General features: G+C 72.3%; 19 protein-coding genes and 1 tRNA gene. 11 read left to right on the top strand and 9 right to left on the bottom strand.

What is annotated here, in order from left to right:
* Nucleotides 1–167 precede the first annotated feature (167 nt).
* Nucleotides 168–1076 carry a pyridoxal 5'-phosphate synthase lyase subunit PdxS gene (pdxS, locus tag AC4NMM_RS13685; protein WP_096394998.1) on the bottom strand — a complete coding sequence of 303 codons (909 nt, stop codon included), beginning with the start codon at nucleotides 1074–1076 and terminating at the stop codon, nucleotides 168–170.
* 139 nt (nucleotides 1077–1215) lie between these two features.
* Between pdxS and mobA the strand changes: the two genes are divergently transcribed.
* Nucleotides 1216–1896, top strand: coding sequence for a molybdenum cofactor guanylyltransferase (gene mobA / locus AC4NMM_RS13680; RefSeq protein ID WP_491924507.1), 681 nt, complete (start codon nucleotides 1216–1218; stop codon nucleotides 1894–1896).
* Nucleotides 1897–1966: 70 nt separating this feature from the next.
* Here the strand turns inward: mobA and AC4NMM_RS13675 are convergent, their stop codons facing one another.
* Nucleotides 1967–2536, bottom strand: a complete 570-nt coding sequence (locus AC4NMM_RS13675; protein WP_491924506.1) for a DnaJ domain-containing protein — start codon at nucleotides 2534–2536, stop codon at nucleotides 1967–1969.
* Nucleotides 2537–2649: 113 nt separating this feature from the next.
* On the opposite strand from AC4NMM_RS13675, the gene mutS reads away from it, so the two are divergent.
* The 3 genes from mutS (at nucleotide 2650) to AC4NMM_RS13660 (ending at nucleotide 7986) form a co-directional block, all read left to right on the top strand.
* Nucleotides 2650–5565, top strand: coding sequence for a DNA mismatch repair protein MutS (gene mutS / locus AC4NMM_RS13670; RefSeq protein WP_491924505.1), 2916 nt, complete (start codon nucleotides 2650–2652; stop codon nucleotides 5563–5565).
* A complete protein-coding gene (gene mutL / locus AC4NMM_RS13665; RefSeq protein WP_491924504.1) occupies nucleotides 5555–7360 on the top strand; it encodes a DNA mismatch repair endonuclease MutL in 1806 nt (601 codons plus the stop codon). The genes mutS and mutL overlap by 11 nt, the downstream gene beginning before the upstream one ends.
* Before the next feature lie 104 nt (nucleotides 7361–7464).
* Nucleotides 7465–7986: a hypothetical protein gene (locus AC4NMM_RS13660; protein ID WP_491924503.1), complete on the top strand. Its 522-nt coding sequence runs from the start codon at nucleotides 7465–7467 to the stop codon at nucleotides 7984–7986.
* A gap of 40 nt (nucleotides 7987–8026) precedes the next feature.
* On the opposite strand, the gene AC4NMM_RS13655 is transcribed toward AC4NMM_RS13660, so the two are convergent.
* Both AC4NMM_RS13655 and AC4NMM_RS13650 read right to left on the bottom strand, forming a co-directional pair.
* Nucleotides 8027–9262 carry a mechanosensitive ion channel family protein gene (locus tag AC4NMM_RS13655; RefSeq protein ID WP_096394985.1) on the bottom strand — a complete coding sequence of 412 codons (1236 nt, stop codon included), beginning with the start codon at nucleotides 9260–9262 and terminating at the stop codon, nucleotides 8027–8029.
* A 106-nt stretch (nucleotides 9263–9368) separates the two neighbouring features.
* Nucleotides 9369–10718: a DUF7115 domain-containing protein gene (locus tag AC4NMM_RS13650; protein WP_491924502.1), complete on the bottom strand. Its 1350-nt coding sequence runs from the start codon at nucleotides 10716–10718 to the stop codon at nucleotides 9369–9371.
* A 203-nt stretch (nucleotides 10719–10921) separates the two neighbouring features.
* Here AC4NMM_RS13650 and AC4NMM_RS13645 point away from each other — a divergent pair.
* From AC4NMM_RS13645 to AC4NMM_RS13635, 3 genes are all read left to right on the top strand, one after another.
* Nucleotides 10922–11075 (top strand) — tRNA-Met (locus tag AC4NMM_RS13645).
* Between the two features lie 109 nt (nucleotides 11076–11184).
* On the top strand, nucleotides 11185–11478 hold the full coding sequence (locus AC4NMM_RS13640) for a hypothetical protein (RefSeq protein WP_491924501.1): 294 nt from the start codon (nucleotides 11185–11187) through the stop codon (nucleotides 11476–11478).
* Between the two features lie 18 nt (nucleotides 11479–11496).
* A complete protein-coding gene (locus tag AC4NMM_RS13635) occupies nucleotides 11497–11712 on the top strand; it encodes a hypothetical protein (protein ID WP_491924500.1) in 216 nt (71 codons plus the stop codon).
* A 102-nt stretch (nucleotides 11713–11814) separates the two neighbouring features.
* On the opposite strand, the gene AC4NMM_RS13630 is transcribed toward AC4NMM_RS13635, so the two are convergent.
* Entirely contained in the window at nucleotides 11815–12309 is a 495-nt protein-coding gene (locus tag AC4NMM_RS13630) for a metal-dependent hydrolase (RefSeq protein WP_096396245.1), read from the bottom strand.
* 114 nt (nucleotides 12310–12423) lie between these two features.
* On the opposite strand from AC4NMM_RS13630, the gene AC4NMM_RS13625 reads away from it, so the two are divergent.
* Together AC4NMM_RS13625 and AC4NMM_RS13620 are read left to right on the top strand one after the other, a co-directional pair.
* Nucleotides 12424–12921 carry a CBS domain-containing protein gene (locus AC4NMM_RS13625; RefSeq protein WP_491924499.1) on the top strand — a complete coding sequence of 166 codons (498 nt, stop codon included), beginning with the start codon at nucleotides 12424–12426 and terminating at the stop codon, nucleotides 12919–12921.
* Nucleotides 12922–13448: 527 nt separating this feature from the next.
* Nucleotides 13449–14774, top strand: a complete 1326-nt coding sequence (locus AC4NMM_RS13620; RefSeq protein WP_491924498.1) for a 5'-deoxyadenosine deaminase — start codon at nucleotides 13449–13451, stop codon at nucleotides 14772–14774.
* 50 nt (nucleotides 14775–14824) lie between these two features.
* On the opposite strand, the gene AC4NMM_RS13615 is transcribed toward AC4NMM_RS13620, so the two are convergent.
* The 4 genes from AC4NMM_RS13615 to hemC form a co-directional block, all read right to left on the bottom strand.
* The gene (locus AC4NMM_RS13615; RefSeq protein WP_096394977.1) at nucleotides 14825–15226 is read right to left on the bottom strand and encodes a hypothetical protein; all 402 of its coding nucleotides are present in this window, start codon (nucleotides 15224–15226) and stop codon (nucleotides 14825–14827) included.
* 237 nt (nucleotides 15227–15463) lie between these two features.
* Entirely contained in the window at nucleotides 15464–16225 is a 762-nt protein-coding gene (locus tag AC4NMM_RS13610; RefSeq protein ID WP_491924497.1) for a uroporphyrinogen-III synthase, read from the bottom strand.
* On the bottom strand, nucleotides 16222–17118 hold the full coding sequence (gene cobA, locus AC4NMM_RS13605; protein WP_096394975.1) for a uroporphyrinogen-III C-methyltransferase: 897 nt from the start codon (nucleotides 17116–17118) through the stop codon (nucleotides 16222–16224). The genes AC4NMM_RS13610 and cobA overlap by 4 nt, the downstream gene beginning before the upstream one ends.
* The gene (gene hemC / locus AC4NMM_RS13600) at nucleotides 17111–18259 is read right to left on the bottom strand and encodes a hydroxymethylbilane synthase (protein ID WP_096394974.1); all 1149 of its coding nucleotides are present in this window, start codon (nucleotides 18257–18259) and stop codon (nucleotides 17111–17113) included. The genes cobA and hemC overlap by 8 nt, the downstream gene beginning before the upstream one ends.
* Nucleotides 18260–18426: 167 nt before the next feature.
* Between hemC and AC4NMM_RS13595 the strand changes: the two genes are divergently transcribed.
* Nucleotides 18427–19515 (top strand): beta-ribofuranosylaminobenzene 5'-phosphate synthase family protein, encoded by a 1089-nt coding sequence (locus tag AC4NMM_RS13595; protein ID WP_491924496.1) that lies wholly within the window; start codon nucleotides 18427–18429, stop codon nucleotides 19513–19515.
* Nucleotides 19516–19518: 3 nt separating this feature from the next.
* Entirely contained in the window at nucleotides 19519–20355 is an 837-nt protein-coding gene (locus tag AC4NMM_RS13590) for an RAD55 family ATPase (RefSeq protein WP_096394972.1), read from the top strand.
* Nucleotides 20356–20391: the final 36 nt, after the last annotated feature.

Genomic DNA, 20391 nt, shown 5'->3' with positions numbered 1-20391 from the left:
CGGGGGCCCCCAACCCCCCGCCCCCTGCTGCGCCGGGGTTTTGGCGCCGGGCCCACAGGGGAACCTGGGCCCCCCCGGGGTTCGGGGCCCCCGGTGGGGCCCGCTCACCGGGGCGCGCCACCGCAGTTTCATTTATAAGAAGTCGCCGCGCTGCCGAAAAAGACTATTTAAACGCCGCGGCCCTGGAGCTTCTCCTCTTCTTCCATGTCCTCGTTGGACTGGCCCTTCATCCCCTTGCCGGTGCCGCTCGCGATCCGGGCGAGCTCCTCGGGGTCGTCCCAGTTGTTGACGGCCTCGACGATGGCGGTGCCCATCGCCTCGGGGTCCTCCGCGCCGAAGATGCCGGAGCCGACGAAGATGCCGTCGCAGCCGTGGTACATCATCAGCGCGGCGTCGGCGGGCGTCGCGATGCCGCCGGCCGCGAAGTTGACGACGGGCAGGCGCTCGGCCTCGGCGGTCTCGTGGACCAGGTCGCGCGGGGCGCCGTGCTCGCGGGCCCACTTCTCGCGCTCCTCGTGGTTGAGGCCGGAGAGTGTCCGGATCTGGTTTTTGATCGTGCGCTGGTGTTTGACGGCCTGGTTCACGTCGCCCGTGCCGGCCTCGCCCTTCGTCCGGATCATCGCCGCGCCCTCGCGGATGCGGCGGAGCGCCTCGGGGAGGTTCCGGGCGCCGCAGACGAACGGCGACGTGAAGTCGCGCTTGTCGGTGTGGTACTCGTCGTCGGCGGGCGTCAGCACCTCTGACTCGTCGATCATGTCGACACCGAGCGCCTCCAATATCTCCGCCTCCTTGCGGTGGCCGATCCGCGATTTCCCCATCACCGGGATCGACACCTCGTCGATGATCTCGGGGACGCGCTCGGGGTCGGGCATCCGCGCGACGCCGCCGCGCTTCCGGATGTCGGCCGGGACGTGTTCGAGCACCATCACCGCGACCGCGCCGGCGTCCTCCGCGATGCGGGCCTGCTCGCGGTTGACGACGTCCATGATCACGCCGCCCTTCTGCATCTGCGCGAAGCCGCGCTTGACCAGCTCGGTCCCCCGCTTCAGCTCCTCGAGATCCGTGGCCTCTGGCATGGACATCGGTTGGGTCGCCGGCCACTTAACGGGTCGCTTTCGGGCGGATAGGCGGGCGAGAGCGTCGTTCGGGGGGCGCCCGAGCGCCGCGCGTGGCCCCACCGCAACCGCGAAGTCCCTCCCCGTTCAATTCGGGCTCGTGACCACCGGAGCCATCCTCGCAGGCGGCCGCTCGACGCGCTTCGGCGACGCGGACAAGGCCGTCGCCGAGCTCGCCGGCGTCCCGATGATCCGCCGCGTCGCGGACCGGCTCGCGGGCGACGACGACCCGGTCCCGCCCGGCGCCGACCGCGCGAGCGGCGGCGACCCCGTCGTCGACGAGCTCGTCGTCAACTGCCGGCCCGACCAGCGCGAGGCGATCGCCGAGGCGCTGGCCGGGGTCCCGCTCCCCGTCCGCTGGGCGCTCGACGACGAGCCCGACCTCGGGCCGCTGGCCGGGATCCGGAACGCGTGCCGGGCCGCGACCGACCGGTACGCGGTCGTCGTCGCCTGCGACATGCCGTTCGTCGACCCAAGCTTCCTCGACCACCTCCGCGAGGCGGCCGCGGACGCCGAGGCCGCGGTCCCGCGGCTGGAGGACCGCTGGTACCAGACGACGCAGGCGGCGTACGCGACCGAACCGGCCGCGACCGCCTGCGACCGCGCGCTCGACCGCGGCGAGCGGAAGGTGCTCGCGCTCGTGGACCGAGTCGACGAGGTCGTCGTCGGCGACGAGGAGATCCGGTCTTTGACGACCGAGCGCACCTTCACGAACGTCAACACGCGGGAAGAGCGGGACGACGCCGAGCGGGCTATCGCCGCCGCGGTCGACGCGGAGTGAATCGTCGCCTTGCCCTTCGGAACCTCGTACGGCTCCGCGCTACTCTTTCAGGACCTCGTACGGCTCTGCGCTATTCCTTGAGGACCTCGTACGCCTCGTTGAGCCGCTTGAACGCCTCCTCGTCGCCGTCCTCGCCGTCCGGGTGGAGCCGCTTCGCGCGCTCGCGGTAGCGCCGCCGGACCGTCTCGCCGTCCGCCGTCCGGTCGAGCCCGAGCGTCTCGTACGCCTCGCGCTCGGTCATGCGGTCGGCTGCGGGGGCCCTGTCGCGGGGGTCACCGGCTCCGGACGCGCCGGGGCCGCCGGGCCCGAACCGCCCTCCGGGTCCGCGAGCGCCGTCACGTCGCCCGCTCGCGCTCCGACCGCCGTCGCCGGCGGCGCGGTACGCGCGCTCCCGGTTGGCCTCGGCGCGGGCGCGCTGCCTGGCCCGTTCGCGCTCCGTCGGTCCCGCCTGCTCGGCGGACCGCCGGGCCTGGTCGTGGAGGCGCCCGCTGGCGTGGTACCAGAGGAAGTAGGAGACGGCGCCGAACGGCACCGCGAGCGCCAGCGCGATCGGGTGGAGGACGACTCCGCCGATCAGGAGCAGCGCCGTCATGCCGACGAACGCCCCGGCGAGCCCCACGACGATCGTTCGGTTCGTCACGGCCGTATTCGGAGGCGGAGGACCGTAAGGGTCTCGCCGTCCCTGCGAGACCCACTCCACTTCCCGCCGCCGCCTCCGTACCGTTTATGCCCGCGGCCGCCCGGATACGGGGTATGGAACCGGCGGACCGAGAGACGGCGACCGGGCTGCCGCCCGGGATCGCGGCCGCCCGCGAGGAGCTCACACCGATGCTCTCGCAGTACGCCGACCTCTGTGCCGCCCACGAGGACGCCCTGGTGCTGTTCCAGGTCGGCGACTTCTACGAGGCGTTCTGCGAGGCGGCCGAGACAGTGGCCCGCGTCTGCGAGGTGACGCTGACGGAGCGCTCCGACTCGACCGGCGACTACCCGATGGCCGGGATCCCCATCGACAACGCCGCGCCGTACCTCGAATCCCTGCTCGACGCGGGCTACCGCGTCGCGCTCGGCGACCAGGTCGAGGACGCAGAGCAGGCGTCCGGTCTCGTCGACCGCGCCGTCACCGAGGTGATCACGCCCGGCACCGTCGTCGAGGACGACCTCCTCGAATCCGGGACGACGAACTACGTGGCCGCGGTCGCGGCCGACGCTGAGAGCGGGACGGGCGACGAGGCGACCTCCGCAGGGACCGTCGGCCTCGCCGCCGTCGACGTCTCCACGGGCGAGTGCCTCGTCACGTCCGGCGACCGGGACGCGGTCGCGGGCGAACTGGACCGGGTCGCCCCGGCGGAACTCATCGCCGGCCCGGACGCGCCCGACTTCGACCCCCCGGACGCGGAGCGGGGGTGGACGACACACGACTACGGCGCGGGCGCCTTCGACCGCCGGACGGCGACCGAGCGCTTAGAGCCGTACCTCCCGGCGCCGGAGCGTCGGTTCGAGTCCGACGCGGAGCTGCGGGCTGCGGGCGCCGTCCTCGCGTACGCCGAGTACACGCAGGGCGACGACGGGCCGCTCGCGTACGTCACCAGAATCCGACGGTACGACCCCCGCGACCGCCTTCGGCTCGACGCGGCGGCCCAGCGCAGCCTGGAGCTGTTCGAGAACCGCGGGCTCGGCGCGAGCGACACGCTCTTCGACGTCCTCGACGAGACGAACTGCGCGCTCGGCCGCCGCTGCTTAGAGCGCTGGCTCCGTCGCCCGCTCGTCGACGCCGACGCGATCCGGAGCCGCCACGACGCCGTCGGCGAGCTGGCGGACCGGAGCCTCGCGCGAGAGGGGGTCGCCGACGCCCTTTCGACCGCTTACGACCTCGAACGGCTGGTGAGCCGCGTCTCGCGGGGCCGCGCGGACGCCCGTGACCTCCGCTCGCTCGGCCGGACGCTCGCGGTCGTCCCGGAGCTGAAGGCGACGCTCGCGGGGGCGGAGAGGGTGGACGGCGACGGGGCCGACGCGACGGACGCCGCCGACGAGGGCGACCCCGCGCTCCCTCAAACCGACCACCTCCGCGACCTCCGCGACCGGCTCGACGAGCTGACCGAGGTCCGCGAGCTGATCGACGGGGCGATCGCGACCGACCCGCCCCAAGAGATCACGGAGGGCGGCGTGATCCGCGAGGGGTTCGACGACGACCTCGACGACCTCCGCGCGACCGAGCGCGAGGGGCGCGAGTGGGTCGCGGACCTGGAGGCGAGCGAGCGCGAGCGCACCGGGATCGACTCGCTGTCGGTCGGTCACAACCAGGTCCACGGCTACTACATCGAGGTGACCGACGCCAACGTCGAGAAGGTCCCCGACGACTACCGGCGCCGACAGACGCTGAAGAACAGCGAGCGCTACGTCACGCCGGAGCTGAAGGAGCGCGAGGAGGAGATCGTCGGCGCCGCCGAGCGCGCGGACGCCTTGGAGTACGAGCTGTTCGTCGACGTCCGCGACCGCGTCGCAAGCGAGACCGAGCGGATCCAGGGGCTCGCGGACGCGCTCGCCGAGCTCGACGCGCTCGCGTCGCTCGCCGCGGTCGCGGTCGAGCGCGACTACGTCCGCCCGGAGCTGCGCGAGGGGGGTGACGACGTCGACGACGGCGGGACCGGAGATCCCTCCGCAGGCATCGAAATCGAAGGCGGCAGACACCCGGTCGTCGAGCGGACCGAGGAGTCGTTCGTCCCGAACGACGCGGACCTCCCGCGCGGCTCGGTCGCCGTGATCACGGGGCCGAACATGAGCGGGAAGTCGACGTACATGCGGTCTGTCGCGCTCGCGGTCGTGCTGGCGCAGACCGGCTCGTTCGTCCCCGCGCAGGCCGCCACGCTCCCCGTCTTCGACCGGCTGTTCACACGCGTCGGCGCCTCCGACGACATCGCCGGCGGCCAGTCGACGTTCATGCGCGAGATGAGCGAGCTGACGGAGATCCTCCACGACGCGGATTCCGACTCGCTCGTCCTGCTCGACGAGGTCGGCAGGGGGACCGCCACCACCGACGGCCGCGCCATCGCCCGCGCGGCCGCCGAGTTCCTCCACGACGAGCTCGGCGCGACAGCGCTGTTCGCCACCCACTACCACGGGCTCACCGACCTCGCCGACGAGCGCGAGCGCGTCTTCAACCTCCACTTTACCGCCACCCGCGAGGACGGCGACGTGACGTTCCTCCACCGGGTCGTCCCCGGCGCCTCCTCGTCGTCGTACGGCGTCGAGGTCGCGGAACTCGCGGGGGTTCCCGCCCCGGTCGTCGAGCGCGCCCGCGACCTCGTCGCCGCGGAGGAGGCGGACAGGGACCGGAAGGCGGGCCGGACAGAGACCGGTTCGGAGGGGGCGACGCACGAGGAGATGCCCGACGACGCGGACCCCGACGGCGACGCGTCGCTGCGGGAGTTCCTCGCGGAGGAGGCGTCGGCGGAGCGAGACGAGGGGAGTCCGGAGGCGGGCGACTCACCGACCGGTCCCCCCGAGAGCGACCGCACGCGACCGACGAACGAGGCCGATGGAGAGGCCGCCGCCGGGGCGCCCCCGGACCTCGCCGCGGAACTCCGCGACCTCGACCTCGCGCGGATGACGCCGATCGAGGCGCTGAACGCACTCCACGACCTCCAGTCGAAGATCGACGATGACGGGTGAGCGAGACCGCGATCCCGGCGCGTCCACAACGGGGGACGCCACCGGCGCCCGCGGAGACGCAACTGAGGACGCCGCCGAGGCCCGCGGCGACCCGGACGAGATCGAGGGGCGCGTCCGGCGGCTCGATCGGGAGACGGTCGACCGGATCGCGGCCGGCGAGGTCGTCACTCGGCCGGCGAGAGTCGTGGGAGAACTCGTCGACAACGCGCTCGACGCGGGCGCCTCGCGGATCGAGATCGCCGTCGACGGCGACGGCACCGACAGGATCCGCGTCGCGGACGACGGCCGCGGGATGGCCCGCGAGGACGCGGCCCGCGCCGTCGAGCGGCACGCGACGAGCAAGCTGGCGCCCGACGGCGACCCGGTCGGGGTCGACTCGCTCGGCTTCCGCGGCGAGGCGCTCGCGGCGATCGCCGAGGCCGCGCGGCTCGAACTCGTGACGAGCCCCGGCGACGGCGTCGGCACGCGGGTCGTCGTCGACGGGCAGGACCCCACCGTCGAGCCCGCCGGCCGCGCCCGCGGCACGACGGTCGTGGTCGAGGACATCTTCGCGACCCGGCCGGCACGCCGCGAGTCGCTCGCGGGCGCGGACGCCGAGTTCGCGCGGATCTCCTCGCTCGTCGCCGACTACGCGCTGGCGAACCCCTCGGTCGCGTTCTCGCTCGACCACGACGGGTCGGCGACGCTGTCGACCCCCGGGACCGACCGCACGGACGCCCTCCTCGCCGTGTACGACCGCGACACGGCGAGCCGGTCGACGACCGTCGACGCGAGCGTCGACGCGGGGGCGGCCGGCGAGCGCGACGCGCCCCTCGTCGACGTCGGCGTCTCGGGCGCGCTGGCGTACCCGTCCGTGACCCGCGCCGCCCGCGACCACGTCCGCGTCTCGGTGAACGGGCGCCCGGTCCGGAACGACCGGCTCGCGGCCGCGGTCCGCGACGGCTACGGCAGGCTCCTCCCGGACGGCCGCGAGCCGGTCGCGGCGGTCGACGTCTCGCTCCCGCCCGCCCGGGTCGACCCGAACGTCCACCCCGCCAAGCGCGAGGTCGGGCTCCGCGACGCCGACGCGGTCGCCGAGGCGGTCGCCTCCGTGGTCGAGGACGCGCTCACGGGCGCGGACCTCCGGCGCTCCGCGGACGTCGACACTGACCTCGGCTCCGCGCTCGACCCCGTCGGCGAGGGCGACGGGTCGCGTCCCGGAGCGTTCGCGGACGCCGAGCCGGTCGGCGTCTTCCGCGACCTCTACGTCCTCGTCGAGGCCGGCGACGAACTGCTCGTGGTCGACGGCCACGCCGCCCACGAGCGGGTGAACTACGAGCGCCTCGCCCGGGCGTTCGACGGCGACCCGGTGCCGACCGCGGCGCTCGACCCGCCGGCGACCGTCTCGCTGTCGACCGACGAGGCCGCGGCCGCGCGGGCGCACGCCGACGACCTCGCCGCGCTCGGCTTCGAGACCGAGGCGTTCGGCGGCGGCACGCGCCGGCTGCGGACCGTCCCCGCGCCGTTCGGCCGGACGGCGGACGCGGACGCGTTCCGCGACGCGCTCGCGGCGCTGTCGGGGTCGGACACCGGCCGCGGCGCGGCGCGGGACGCGCGCGACGACCTGCTCGCTGACCTCGCGTGTCACCCGTCGCTGAAGCGCGGCGACTTCGACGACCTCGCCGACGCCGACCTCCGTGACCTCCTCGACCGCCTCGGGGAGTGCGACCGTCCGTACGCCTGCCCGCACGGACGCCCGACCGTCCTCGCCGTCGACGAGGCGACGTTCGCGGCCGGGTTCGGTCGAGACCGGTGAGCCGCGGATCGGGCGCCGTCGGGCCGGGAACCGGTGGCTCGACGGCGAAACGGGTGAGGGTCCCGACCGGTACCTATTAACACGATGAGGACGGGGGTTCTCGCATGGGAGAGCGAACCGAAGTGACGCGGGGGTCGCTGCCGGCGGAGCGGTCGGCCGGTCGGTTCGCCAGCCCCGACGGCCTCCGCGACGTCGTCGAGCGGATCCTCGCGTGGCTTCGGGAGCGACGCGGGTCCGGACTGGAGCGCGTCTCGACGGCGACGACGATGCGGAACGTCGTCGACACGGACGCGCTCGCCGAGGAGACGCCGGAGAAGTGGAGCGTCCGCCACGACGTGGTCACCTACGGGACCGACTCGCTCACCGACGTCCTCGTCTTCCGGCACGACCCCAGCAGACAGGACCTGGTGGTGATGCCGGAGCGGAACACCGAGCCGGAAGGCGAGATCAGCTTCTATCACGCCGACCGCACGAAGGGCGCGCGCCACCTGCTGTCCATCGGCGCGGACTCGCTCACGGCGGCGCTCAGCTACGTGTTGGAGCGCATCGAGCGGTTCGAGCGCCTGTTCACCGGTCGCGGCTCAGCGCTTCCGAGCGGGTACACGGGACCGTCCGAGAAGCTGTAAGCGCGGCCGCGGACCGCGGTCCGACGAGCGCCGGACGCTCTCACACCGAGCCGTCCCGCGGCCGGCCGTCGGCCGGCTCGTCGGCCCGCTCGACGCGCTCGACGGTCTCGTCCGTTTCCGCCGTCTCGGGCGGATACGAGACCGTCCGCTGCGGGTACGGGATCGAGATGCCGGCGTCGGCGAAGCGCTCTTGGATCTCCTCGACCGCGGTCGCCTTCGAGCGCCACCGCGCCTGCGGGGTCGGCGGGTCGATCCAGAACCGGAGGTCGAGGAGGATCGCGGAGTCGCCGAACCCCGACGGGATCGCGTACGGCTCGGGGTTGTTCGCGATCGTGTCGATCCCGGAGAGGACGTCCTCTGCGATCCCGGCCGCCTCGTCGGGGTCGTCGTCGTAGCCGATCCCGACCTCCATGTGGATCCGGAGGCGGCCCTCGCGGCTCCGGTTCGTGATCGCCTGGTTGGCGACGAGGTCGTTCGGCACCACGACGTACTCCCCGTCGAAGTTACGCATGTGAGTGTTCATGATCGTGATGTCGGTGACGAACCCCTCCTCGCTGCCGATCTCCACCCAGTCGCCGATCTCGAACGGCCGCGAGAACATCAGCACGAAGCCCGCGAGGAGCGAGCCCAGCGTCTGTCGGGCCGCCATCCCGAGGACGATGCCGAGGAAGCCCGCGCCGACGAGGAGGCCGCCGAGGTTCACGCCCCAGACACCGAGGACGGTGATGCCGGCGAGCAGGAGCAATCCGACCTGCGCGAGCCGGGTGAGGAGCTGTTCTTGGTGGGCGGTTATCCGGTCGCTGTCGGCCGACAGGTCGGCGACGTACGTCTCTATCACGTCGCTGACGACGTAGACGCCGCCGAGCAACACCGCCGAGACGACGACCTGCGTGCCGACCGTGAGCGCGTTCTCCGCGACGGGCAACACCGCGACCACGAGTCCGAACCGTCCCCACAGCGTCAGCACGGCGACGCCCGCGAGCGCGAACAAGGCGATCTGGAGGAACCCGACCGCGAGCCGCAGGATGAACGACGACGGGACGCCGTCTCGGAGCGTCTCGACCGCGCCCTCGGTCGACTCCGCCAGGCGCTCGTCGACGAGCCGCTCGACCCAGCTCGAGGCGGTCCGCTCGCCGGCGCGGACGGCCTTCGGTAACAGTAGCCACCCGACCGCGAGCGTCAGGAGAGCGATGGCGGCGGTGACCGCCAGCCGGCCCTGCGTGCTGGAGACATCGCTCAACACCGCGCCGGCACGGGCGCCGAGTCCGCTGATCACGGTCGATGGTTCGCCGCCGGTCGGATAACGGATCCGACGCGAGTTTCAGCCGAGAGAATCGGACCGGCCGTTCCCGGGGAGTGGGCCGCAGGGACGAGAGGCTCCGTCACCGACCTCGGCGAAGCTCCTCGATCAGCTGTTCGATGAGCGCCGACTGCCGGTCGAGGCGCTCGGACTGCGCCTCGACGGTACGCCGCAGCGCGGCGACCTCGCTCGCGAGGTCGGCGTCCTCGACGCCGGCGCTCTCGAACGGCGACCCGTCGAACGCGTCGTCCCCGGGAACGGGGCCGTCGGCGTCGGCCTCGGGGGCGACGGGGTCGGCGTCGGCAGCGGGGTCTCCGGTCGTCGAGTCGGTCACCGCCGCGTCCGCCGCGAGCGCCTCGGCGTCGACCGTCGACGCGGGCTCTTCGTCGGCTTCCCGTTCGATCCCCTCGTCGGTCGACGCGGACTCAGTCGCGGTCGCGTCGTCGAGGGGGTCCGCGGTCGCGTCGCCGACGCTCGCGTCCGTTGCGAGGGGGTCCGCGCCCAGCGGATCGTCGTCGTCGGCTTCCGACGACTCGGCGGCGGCTTCCGACGACTCGGAAACCGACTCGGCCGACTGCGACGGCGCGGCGCCCGGATCGGCGGCGTCGTCGGCCGCGGAACTGGGGTCGGGCTCGCCGGTCGGATCGGCGGCGTCGGCCGCGCCGTCCGGCTCCGTTTCGAGCCCGTCGGCCTCGGCCTCCGCGTCGGCGGCGGGGGACGCCGAGAGCGGGTCGGGCCCCTCGCCGAAGTCGGTCGTCCCGCTCGGCTCCGCGTCCGGGGCCGACTCCTCGGCCTCGGCGGCGGCGACGCGGAACTCTTCGAGGCTGTCGACGCCGTGGAACGAGCACACCGCGTCGGCGAGCGTCTCCCGGACCGCCCGGGCGGACTCGTTGGGCGCCTTGAACCGCTCCGAGCGGCCGTCGTGGACGAGGACGACCGCGGTGGCGACGGTCCCCTCCTCGAAGTCGAGGCCGGTGAGGTCCGCGTAGTGGAACTCCTCGAAGTCGGCGTCCCAGACGGCCGAGCCGATGTGTTTGACCAGCCGCTCGCTGGTGACGATGAGGGTGAGCTCGGAGAAGCGGAACGTGCGCACGACCGTCTCACCGGGACCGGTGACGCCGCTCGCCGAGAGCACGCCGGCGAGGACCGGGTGGAGGACGTCGTCGACGCGCTTGGCGGGGACCGAGAGCGTCTCGTCGCCGTCGAGGCCGTACCCGAGGGTGATCTTCGCCTTGCGGCGGCCCGTCGAGACCTCGATCCGCTCGACGTCGTGGCCGTACTCGTCGACGGACTCGTCGGAGAGGAGCCCGTCGCCGCGGAAGACGAGGGTCCGGGTGGGCGTGACCGCGAGTCGATCGTCGCCGCCCAGCGGCACCTCGGCGACGACGTCCTCGTCGCCGACGGTCGCCGCGAGCAGTTCGGGGAGGCTCATACGCCCGGGATACGCCGCGCCCGGCATAAATCCGCTGGGTCGGCCGCGAGCGCGGGTCGAACGCGTCCGCGGTGCGCACGCGCCGGTTCGTCTCCGCCCTCGCGTCGGCGCTCGAAGCGACCGCCCGCGGCGATCTGCGATCGGTTCACAACCTCCCGACGGATGGGAAGGTTAAAGAGTCTCATCGCGGTACGAAAAGGTGAGGCCGGGTGGCTTAGCTGGACATAGCGCCGCACTCATAGGGTTCGGAGATTCGGTGCGGTGACGCCTTGGAAGCGTCCGCGTCCTTCCCGTGGCTCCGCCGAGCCTCGGACCTGGGACATGCGGAGATCGTGGGTTCGGAGCCCACCCCGGCCATCTAACATTTTGTTGACGCTCACAGTAACAACTGATCTTGTCCTGAACGCTCGGGATAACAATCGATGCCGTATTTAAAGCTTCCCAAAATTTATGTCCACAGACTGTAATGCTCATATCTATCCCCCTCATGCTCAAACGCATCAAAGACCGGCTGCTCGGCGAGGATCGCACGGCAGTCATCGTCAGAGAGGTCAGGTCGTTGTATGAGTCGGCTGACGATCCGGAGGCATTCAACGACGCGCTCCAAGAGGGAGACTTCGACGCAGCGGCTGAGTATCATCCACTGTCTGCCGCCGAGCTGAAGCGCCGATTCGACAAAATTCGAGAAAACGGTGAATCTCTCGAAGCCGACTATTCTGAACTCGCTGATTCAGGTAAAGAAGAATTTATTAACGCGTGACATAACAAGTCGGCCACGATGGTCGACCTCCCGTCGGTTGGAGATATACCTCAAGCAGTGGTGGTCTGGTGTGCGATGAAGTGTGCAGCGGAGGTAGCTGACCGGCGACGCCGAGGTAACCCTCAGCCGCAGATTGACGAGACGACGGCGTTCACGATGTGTTTCACAGACTGTATCACTCCCGGGCTACCCGACTTTGAGGACGGAGACGCCGATGACGACGATGATGACTGACCCGGCTTCGACCTGAACGGTTCCTCCGGCTGTCTGTGATGCTGCTGACACAGTTCTCCCTCAGCAGAACTCCCGACTGAACAATCACACTTGGCCGTTCTCCTACACCGGGACCGCCTCACCGGCGACGAGCGCGACCGCGACGACGACGCCGCCCAGCCCGAGGAGTCCGTAGTTCGCGAGCGGGTTCGCCGCCGTGAACAGGTCGAACGTGTACTCGGTGTCTCGCACGGGCGCGTACGGCCGGATCCCCATCGGCGTGAGCGCGTCGGCGAGGAGGTGCGAGACGATCGTCACGGCGCCGAACAGGAACGCGACGCCGCCGAACAACAGCGCCTCGACGGCCCCGGTCTGGAGGCCGACAGCCAGCCCGACGGCCCCGAAGGCGACGCCGACGAGCAGCGCGAACCAGACGGTGTGGGTGATCCCTCGGTGTTTGACGAAGGGGACGCGCATGTCGAGGTCGGGAACCATCGCCAGCGAGGCGACGCCGGCGGCGCCGACGGCGCCCAACTCGATCGAGGCGAGGGCCGTGACGAGGAACCCGAACGGAGCGTAGACGACGAGCGACGCCCCGACGTGACCCTTCCGGTGCATGTGGACGACTGCGTTCCCGGTCCCTAAGTCCGTTGCGTCGGCGAGCGGCGCGTCGCCCGTCCCGCCGCGCCGCCGGGGCGAAACGCCTACGGCCTCCCGCCGTGACGCTTCGGTATGACACTGACCGCCCGCGACCTGATGGAACCGGACGTAAAAACGGTCTCGCCCGACGACGACGTCGCCGAGGTGTTCAAGCGGTTCGCCCGCTACGAGTTCAGCGGCTTCCCGGTCGTCGACGACGACCGGGTGGTCGGGGTCGTCACGGAGTCCGACCTCGTCGACCTGTTCGAGCCCGAGGACGAGACGCTGTGGATCCCGATCGGGCTCCCGCCGTTCGTGGACACGCTCTCCTATCAGATCAAGCGACCGTGGGCGGACATCGACCTCGGCGTCGACATGCTCCGCAACGCGGACCGCCCGATCTCCGAGGTGATGAGTACCGACGTGGCGACGGTGACGCCGGACGCCGACGTCGACGCCGTGCTCGACCTGCTCGTCGGCGACGACCCGGATATTAATCGCGTTCCTGTGGTTGATGAGGACGGGCGCCTCGTCGGGATCATCGCCCGGCAGGACGTGATCCGCGCGTTCCGCGACCGCCGACTGGAATAGGTCGAATTCGTTTATTGCGGTGTGATTTTATAAGTATTCGATTGTGGTATGCCGACGGCCACGATGGCTCATTTATAAGTGGTTGATAACGGATCGACGGCGAACACCTCCAAAGCCCCAGCCGGGAGGACGCCGCACACTCGCTGCGCTCCTCGCTCGTTCGCTCCGCTCACTCACTGCGGTGCTTGCGTCGTCTGCGGCGTCCTCCCGGCTGCCCCTTTGAGTCCCGCCCCGCACAGCAGCCTCACACCTCCCCAGCCTCGTCAGCCGGCCTCCGCTTCGCTCCGGCCGGCTGACTCCCTCGCGCGGTGCTGCTCGCGGCCTGTCGGCCGCTCGCAGGCACGCGCCACCGCACCGGCATCTATAAGCAATCATCACGGCCGCTCACCCGTATTTAAATATCGCGTCGCTGTCGGCGGGCTGGTCCGCCGTTTCTTGGGTGGTTCGCTCGGCGGCCCCGAACGGACGGGAGCGGGGGGTCGCGAACGGACAGCCTCTTACCGGTCGACCGTCAGGAACGGACGGACATGCTGATAGCCGGAACCGTCGTCGCCGACTCCGAGACCGTCATCCCCGAGGGCGCCGTCGTCGTCGAGGGGAACACGATCGCCGCGGTCGGCGAGGAGGCCGCACTCCGCGACCGCTACCCCGACCACGAGCGGCGCGCGTTCGACGTCGTCGCGCCCGGGCTCGTCGGCGGCCACGTCCACTCGGTCCAGTCGCTGGGCCGCGGGATCGCCGACGACGACGCCCTCCTCGACTGGCTGTTCGACGCCGTGCTCCCGATGGAGGCGGCGATGGACGCCGAGGCGACTCGGGCGGCCGCCGAGCTGGGCTACCTGGAGTGTCTCGAATCGGGGACGACGACGGTCGTCGACCACCTCTCGGTGAACCACGCCGGCGAGGCGTTCGAGGCCGCGATCGAGACCGGGATCCGCGCGCGGCTGGGGAAGGTGCTGATGGACAAGGAGTCGCCCGACGGGCTCATCGAGGAGACCGACGCCGCGCTCGCCGAGAGCGAGGCCCTGATTCGCGAGTACCACGGCGCCGCCGACGGTCGCGTCCGGTACGCGGTGACGCCGCGGTTCGCCGTCACCTGCACGGAGGCCTGCCTGCGCGGCTGCCGCGAGCTGGCCGACCGGTACGACGGCGTGACGATCCACACTCACGCCAGCGAGAACGAAGACGAGATCGAGACGGTCGAGGCCGACACCGGGAAGCGAAACGTCCTCTGGCTCGACGAGGTCGGGCTGACCGGCCCGGACGTGACGCTCGCGCACTGCGTCCACACCGACGAGCGCGAGCGCGAGGTGCTCGCCGAGACCGACACGGTCGTCACCCACTGCCCCTCCTCGAACATGAAGCTCGCCTCCGGGATCGCCCCGGTCCAGGACTACCTCGACCGCGGGGTCGCGGTCGCGCTCGGCAACGACGGCCCGCCGTGCAACAACACGCTCGACCCCTTCACGGAGATGCGGCAGGCGAGCCTGCTCGGGAAGGTCGACGCCCGCGACCCGACGCGCCTCCCGGCCGCGACCGTGCTGGAGATGGCGACGACCCACGGCGCCCGCGCCGCCGGCTTCGACCGCCTCGGCGCGCTCCGCGAGGGGTACCGCGCCGACGTGATCGGACTCACGACCGACCTGACTCGGGCGACGCCGCTCCACGACCCGCTCTCCCACCTGGTGTACGCCGCCCACGGCGACGACGTTGTCTTCACGATGGTCGACGGCGCGGTCCGCTACGCGGACGGCGAGCACGTCGGGATCGACGCGGCGGCGGTCCGCGAGCGCGCGACGCGGCACGCGGAGCGCGTGGTCGAGGCGGCCGGCATCGAGACGGCCGAACCGTAGCCACGTCGCCGTCGCTGTCGCGTCGCGAGAAACGGAGAGGGTCCCGTGACCTACGAGGAGGTCTCGACGGACGAGGCGGCCGCGGACGGGCACTTCGCCCACCGCAGCGCGGCGTCGTCGTCGTTGAACGACTCGGTGTCGACCCCCTCGACGTCGATGGTCCGCTTGAGGTACCGACGCTTCGAGCGCTCGCCGACGACGGCGAAGCGGTCGACGCCGCGGGCGACCGCGATCTGCGCGGACTCGCGGAGCGCCCGGCGTCCGGCGTCCGAACACGGGCGGCTCGTCCGCACGACGATCACGACGGCGTTGACGGTGTTGGGGTCCGTCGCGCCCCGCCACCGATCGAGCAGCGCCTCGCCGTCCGCGGGGCTCAGTCCAGTCCCGTGTGGGAACTCGACGACGAGGACGTCGTCCTCGACCCGCAGCAGCCAGCGCTCGCTCGGTTCCATGGCACATCCTATCACATCCGAGGGTATAAATTACACCCTCCAAATATCCCGGTTGATACTCGACCGGTCCGGTCGGCAGCCCGAGTCGGTTGACTCGTCAGCGCGGTCCCGTTGACGTGCCATCCGCGCCGAGAGGTGCGTGTGGACGTCGCCGGCGCGGCCGCCGTCTGTTATCAGCGCGAGAGATTCGGCCTGAGATCGACAGCTACTGTCGCGGTTCCCATCGGGCCCAGCGCGTCAGTCGTGGTGGGTCGATTCCACGTCCAGCGCGTCGACGACCGCGGTCGCGAGCCTCTCGAACGACGCCTCGTCGGGGACGACGTCGACGTCGACGCCGCGGTCCGCGGCCGTCTCCGCGGTCGGCGGGCCGATGGCGCCCACCACCGCGTTCGCGAGTCCCGCGCGGGCCGCGTCCTCGACGCCGCGGTCCGCGGCCGCCGCGAGGAAGTTGTCGACGGTGAGCGAGGAGGTGAACGCGGCCGCGTCGAGGTCGCCCGCCGCGGCCGCCGCCGCGGAGTCGCCGGCGTCGGTCGGTCGCGCGAGCCGGTACAGGACGGTCTCGGTCACCTCGGCCCCGGCCTCCCGGAGCCCGTCGAGGAGGACGTCGCTGCCGTGGTCGGAGCGGGCGACGACGACGCGCTCGCCGGCGACACGGGGTTCGAGGGCCGCGACGAGCCCCGCCGAGGTGTACTCGTCGGGGACGACATCGACGGTCCAGCCGGCCTCGCGGGCGGCGGCGGCCGTGGCGGGGCCGATGGCCGCGAGGTCGGCGTCGCCCGGCTCCCAGCCCGCCTCGGCGGCCAGCTCGACGCCCGTCTTGCTCGTGAGCACGACGAGCGGCGCGTCGGCCGGAACTGCCCCCGTCGGCTCGACTTCGAGCATCGGGTCGGCGACCGGCTCCGCGCCGAGCGAGCGGAGCAGCTCGACGGCCGCCTCGATCCGCTCGTCGTCGGGGCGGAAGACGGCCACGCGCGGCCTTCGGGCCCCGTCGCCGCTCACGCCTCGTCACCCCCGGCCGACTCGTCTTCTCCCTGATCCTCGCTCGCCGACTGTACGGGGGCAGAGCCGGCGTTTTCGAGGAAGGTCACGACGCGGTCGCGGGTCGCCGCCACGTCGCCGATCACGGTCACCGCGGGCGGTTCGATCCCCGCCTCGTCGCGGGCGTCGACGATGGTGTCGAGCGTGCCGGTCGCGACGCGGGTGTCGGGCCAGGTGGCGCGCTCGACGAGCGCGACGGGCGTGTCCCCGTCGAGGCCGGCGTCGCGGAGCGCGGCGGCGTACGCCGGGAGCTTCCCGACCCCCATCAGCACGACGATGGTCCCGCCGGTCGCCGCGAGCGCGTCCCAGTTCACCGCCGACTCGTCCTTCGTCGGGTCCTCGTGACCCGTGACGAACGAGACCGAGGAGGCGTGGTCGCGGTGAGTCACCGGGATGCCGGCGACCGCGGGGCCGGCGATGGCCGAGGTGACGCCGGGGACGACCTCGAAGGGGATCCCCTCCTCCGCGAGGTGTTCGGCCTCCTCGCCGCCGCGGCCGAAGACGAACGGGTCGCCGCCCTTCAGGCGGACAACGCGGTTCCCCTCGCGGGCCAGCTCGACCATGCGCCGGTTGGTGTACTCCTGGGGCGTCCACTCTCCCCCGGCGCGTTTCCCGACGTCCTCGCGCTTCGCTTCCGGGATCTCGCCGAGGATCTCCGGACCGGGGAGCTTGTCGTGGAGGACCACGTCGGCCGACTCGATCAGCCGCTTCGCCTTGACGGTGAGCAGGTCCGGGTCGCCCGGCCCGGAGCCGACGAGGAACACGGTACCGACTCGGTCGTCGCGGCCGCGCGTCGGGGGCTCGTCCGCGTTCGATCCCGGACCCGGATCGGTACCGGCAGCGTCCTCACTCATCGTCCTCCCCGGTCTCCGCCTCCTCGCGGGCCTCGGCGATCAGGTCGTCGGCGCCGCGCTCCGCGAGGTCCGCGGCGAACTCGGCGGCGGCCGTCGCGTGCGACCGGATCGGCAGGTCGCGGGTGTCGGCCACCTCCTCGGTGCCGTCGGTCGAGAGCACACGCGCGCGGACGTGAACGTGCTCGCCCTGGACCATCGCGGAGACGCCGATCGGCGCGACGCAGCCGCCGTTGAGCTCGCCGAGGACCGTCCGCTCGACGGTGACCGCCACGCGGGTCCGCGGGTGATCGACCGCGTCGCGGACCGCCTCGATCACGTCCGGGTCGCTCGCGGTGACCGCGATGGCGCCCTGGCCGGCCGCGGGGACGAACTCCTCGCGGGGGAGCCGCGTCGTCTCCACCTCGTGGAAGAGGTTCGATCGGCGCAGGCCGGCCTCGGCGAGGACGACCGCGTCGTACTCGGTCTCGACCTTCCGCTCCATCGCGGCGCGTTCGAGGTCCGACAGCGAGTCGAACCACTCCTCGACGGTGCGGTCGAACTCCTCGTCGACCTCGTCGGACTCGTCACCCGCGGTATCTTCCTCCTCGCCGTCGTCACCCTCCGCCGTCAGCGCGCGCTCTTCGCCGGAGGCGATCAGGCGCCGCTCGTGTTCCGCCTGGAGCCCGGGCGCGAGCAGCTTCTCTATCCGGGTGTCGACGTTGCCGCGGATCGGCTCGACGGTGAGGTCGGGCCGCGCCGCCCGGATCTGCGCGCCCCGTCGGAGCGAGCCCGTGCCGACGACGGCGCCCGGGGGAAGGTCCTCGATGCCGAGCCCGTCGGGGTGGACGACCACGTCGCCGGAGGGGGCGCGCTCGGGGACGCCCGCGACGACGAGGTCGTCCATCTCCTCGGTCGGGAGGTCCTTCAGCGAGTGGACCGCGAGGTCGGCGTCGCCGGCGAGCACCTCCTCGTCTAAGGCGCGGACGAACGCGCCCGTCTTCCCGAGCCGGTGGATCAGTTCGTCGGGGATCTGGTCGCCGCGCGTCTCCACCTGTCGGAGTTCGACGTCGCGGCGCCGGCTCGACAGCGCCTCGCGGACGGTCTCGGCCTGTCGGAGGGCGAGGTCCGACCCGCGGGTCGCGAGCCTGAGCGTTTCGGTCATACGCGGACGGAGGTCCCCCGCGTTCAAAAGCGCACCAGTTCGGGCGTCTCGGCGACCGCGAGATCGGACGTCGCGTTCGCGGGGGTCACACGTCCGATCGCCGGGTCCGAGGCAACTCCCGCCACGGCCACGGGCCCTTTATCAGTCGGTCCCGAAGCGACGACGAGATGGCACGCGCGAGCGCCGGGGCCCGGCTCCACTTCGGCTTCTGTAACCTCAGCCTCTCCCACGAGCGGCTGTACGGCGCCCTCGGCGTCGGGCTCGCCGGTCCCCGCGTCGTCGTCGACGCGGAGCCGGCCGCGGCGGTGAGCGCGGCGGTCGAACCGGAGGGGAGCGACTCCGCGGCGTCGACCGACTCCGCCGCGAGCGTGCGCGACGACGTCCGCGAGTACGCGGCCGCGGCCGTCGACTTACTCGGCGTCGACGGCGCCCGGATCGCGGTCCGCGAGTCGCTCCCGCGGCACGCCGGGCTCGGCAGCGGGACGCGGCTGGCGGCGGCGACGCTCGCGGCGGTCGCGGCCGCCCACGGCGAGCCGGCGCGGATCCGTGAGCGCGCGCCGACCCTCGGTCGCGGCGGGCGCTCCGGCGTCGGCGTCGCGACGTTCGAAAGGGGCGGGTTCGTCCTCGACGCCGGCCACCCGACCGCGCGCTTCACGACGGACCGCCCCGCGGACGGCGAGTGGACGGTCCCGCCCGTGGCCGCGCGCCACCCCGTCCCCGACGACTGGCGGTTCCTGCTCGTCGAACCGGACGCGGACCTCGGCCGGAGCGGCGCGGCCGAGGACGATGCGATGCGGACCGCGGTCGAGCGCGCGGAGCCGGGGCTCGCCGACCGGATCGGCGGGATCGTCACCCGGCGCGTCCTCCCCGCGGTCGCGACCGGCGACGCGGAGGCGTTCGGCGCGGCCGTCGCCGAGATCGGTCGCCTCAACGGCGCGTGGTACGCCGACGAGCAGGGCGGCGTGTACCGTCCCCCGGTCGGCGAGATCGTCGACGCGCTCTCGGGCGCTACCGCGGTGTTCGGCGCCGGGCAGTCCTCGTGGGGGCCGACGGTCTACGGCGTCACCGACGCCGACCGCGCGGACGCGGCGCGCGAGGCCGGCGAGCGCGCGCTCGACGCGGCCGGCGTCGGCGGCGAGGTGTCGGTCGCCCGGGCGGCGAACGAGGGCGCGCGGATCGACGCGGGAGGCGGGACGGAACCGCCGGCGGACGACCCGGAGAGGGGTAACACTAAGCCCCGCGGCGACGGGGCGTAAGCCATGTCCAGTGTTCCGTTCGGGGTCGCGCGCCTCGACTCGATCCTCGGGGGCGGCGCGCCGGCCGGCAGCGTCGTGCTGCTCGCGGGCGAGGCGGGCGCCGGCGCCCGGGAGTTCTGTTACACCAGCGCGGCGATGAACGCCTTGGCGGGCGCCGACGAGGAGCTGTTCGACCTCTACTACGGCGACGTCGACGACGACGCCTCGCTGCCCGAGTCGGTCCACTACATCTCCTTCACCGCCGACACCGACGCGATCACCCGGGAGATGGGGTACACGATGGATTCGGAGATCGTCGACGCGGCGGTCGAGGAGATATCCTTCCGGGACCTCTCGCCGGAGTACTTCCAGCTGTCGCCCGTGCCGCGCGACTGGTACGAGACGGAGACCGCCTCGATCACCGAGCTCGGCGACCGCGGCGAGTACGAGGACGTGCTCACCGCGTTCGGCGACTACCTCTCGGAACACGGCGAGCGGAGCCTGGTCTGCATCGACTCCGTCACCGACCTCGTCTCGATGGTCTCCGACGACACCGACTGGAGCGACGTCGCCATGGTGATGAAGGGGCTGAAGAAGGCCGCCTACGAGTGGGACGCCCTGGTCCTCGTGTTGGTGAACACCGACGCGCTCCGCGACCGCGAGTTCGGCACGCTGATGGACGCCGCGGGCGGGACCCTCCAGTTCTCTTGGGAGAGCGGCGGCTCCCAGCGCGCCCGGACCATGTTCGTCCGCGAGTTCCGCGGCGTGCTCTCGCGGCTGGAGGCCGAGAACATCGTCCGCTTCGAGACCGAGATCCACGAGGGCGGGTTCGACATCAGCGACGTGCGGAAGATCCGGTAGCGGCCGCGCCCCGGTCCCTCGATTCCGCCCGCCGCT

Source organism: Halorubrum sp. SD41 (assembly GCF_058630335.1).
The sequence above is the reverse complement of the archived record's forward strand: the minus strand, read 5'-3'. Positions and strand labels throughout refer to the sequence as shown.

Excerpts from the sequence above, each read along its gene's own strand:
- pdxS (WP_096394998.1), bottom strand. The coding sequence starts at position 1,076 with ATGCCAGAGGCCACGGATCTCGAGGAGCTGAAGCGGGGGACCGAGCTG.
- mutS (WP_491924505.1), top strand. The coding sequence starts at position 2,650 with ATGGAACCGGCGGACCGAGAGACGGCGACCGGGCTGCCGCCCGGGATC.
- mutL (WP_491924504.1), top strand. The coding sequence starts at position 5,555 with ATGACGGGTGAGCGAGACCGCGATCCCGGCGCGTCCACAACGGGGGAC.
- AC4NMM_RS13660 (WP_491924503.1), top strand. The coding sequence starts at position 7,465 with ATGGGAGAGCGAACCGAAGTGACGCGGGGGTCGCTGCCGGCGGAGCGG.
- AC4NMM_RS13650 (WP_491924502.1), bottom strand. The coding sequence starts at position 10,718 with ATGAGCCTCCCCGAACTGCTCGCGGCGACCGTCGGCGACGAGGACGTC.
- AC4NMM_RS13640 (WP_491924501.1), top strand. The coding sequence starts at position 11,185 with ATGCTCATATCTATCCCCCTCATGCTCAAACGCATCAAAGACCGGCTG.
- AC4NMM_RS13635 (WP_491924500.1), top strand. The coding sequence starts at position 11,497 with ATGGTCGACCTCCCGTCGGTTGGAGATATACCTCAAGCAGTGGTGGTC.
- AC4NMM_RS13630 (WP_096396245.1), bottom strand. The coding sequence starts at position 12,309 with ATGCACCGGAAGGGTCACGTCGGGGCGTCGCTCGTCGTCTACGCTCCG.
- AC4NMM_RS13625 (WP_491924499.1), top strand. The coding sequence starts at position 12,424 with ATGACACTGACCGCCCGCGACCTGATGGAACCGGACGTAAAAACGGTC.
- AC4NMM_RS13620 (WP_491924498.1), top strand. The coding sequence starts at position 13,449 with ATGCTGATAGCCGGAACCGTCGTCGCCGACTCCGAGACCGTCATCCCC.
- AC4NMM_RS13615 (WP_096394977.1), bottom strand. The coding sequence starts at position 15,226 with ATGGAACCGAGCGAGCGCTGGCTGCTGCGGGTCGAGGACGACGTCCTC.
- cobA (WP_096394975.1), bottom strand. The coding sequence starts at position 17,118 with ATGAGTGAGGACGCTGCCGGTACCGATCCGGGTCCGGGATCGAACGCG.
- hemC (WP_096394974.1), bottom strand. The coding sequence starts at position 18,259 with ATGACCGAAACGCTCAGGCTCGCGACCCGCGGGTCGGACCTCGCCCTC.
- AC4NMM_RS13595 (WP_491924496.1), top strand. The coding sequence starts at position 18,427 with ATGGCACGCGCGAGCGCCGGGGCCCGGCTCCACTTCGGCTTCTGTAAC.
- AC4NMM_RS13590 (WP_096394972.1), top strand. The coding sequence starts at position 19,519 with ATGTCCAGTGTTCCGTTCGGGGTCGCGCGCCTCGACTCGATCCTCGGG.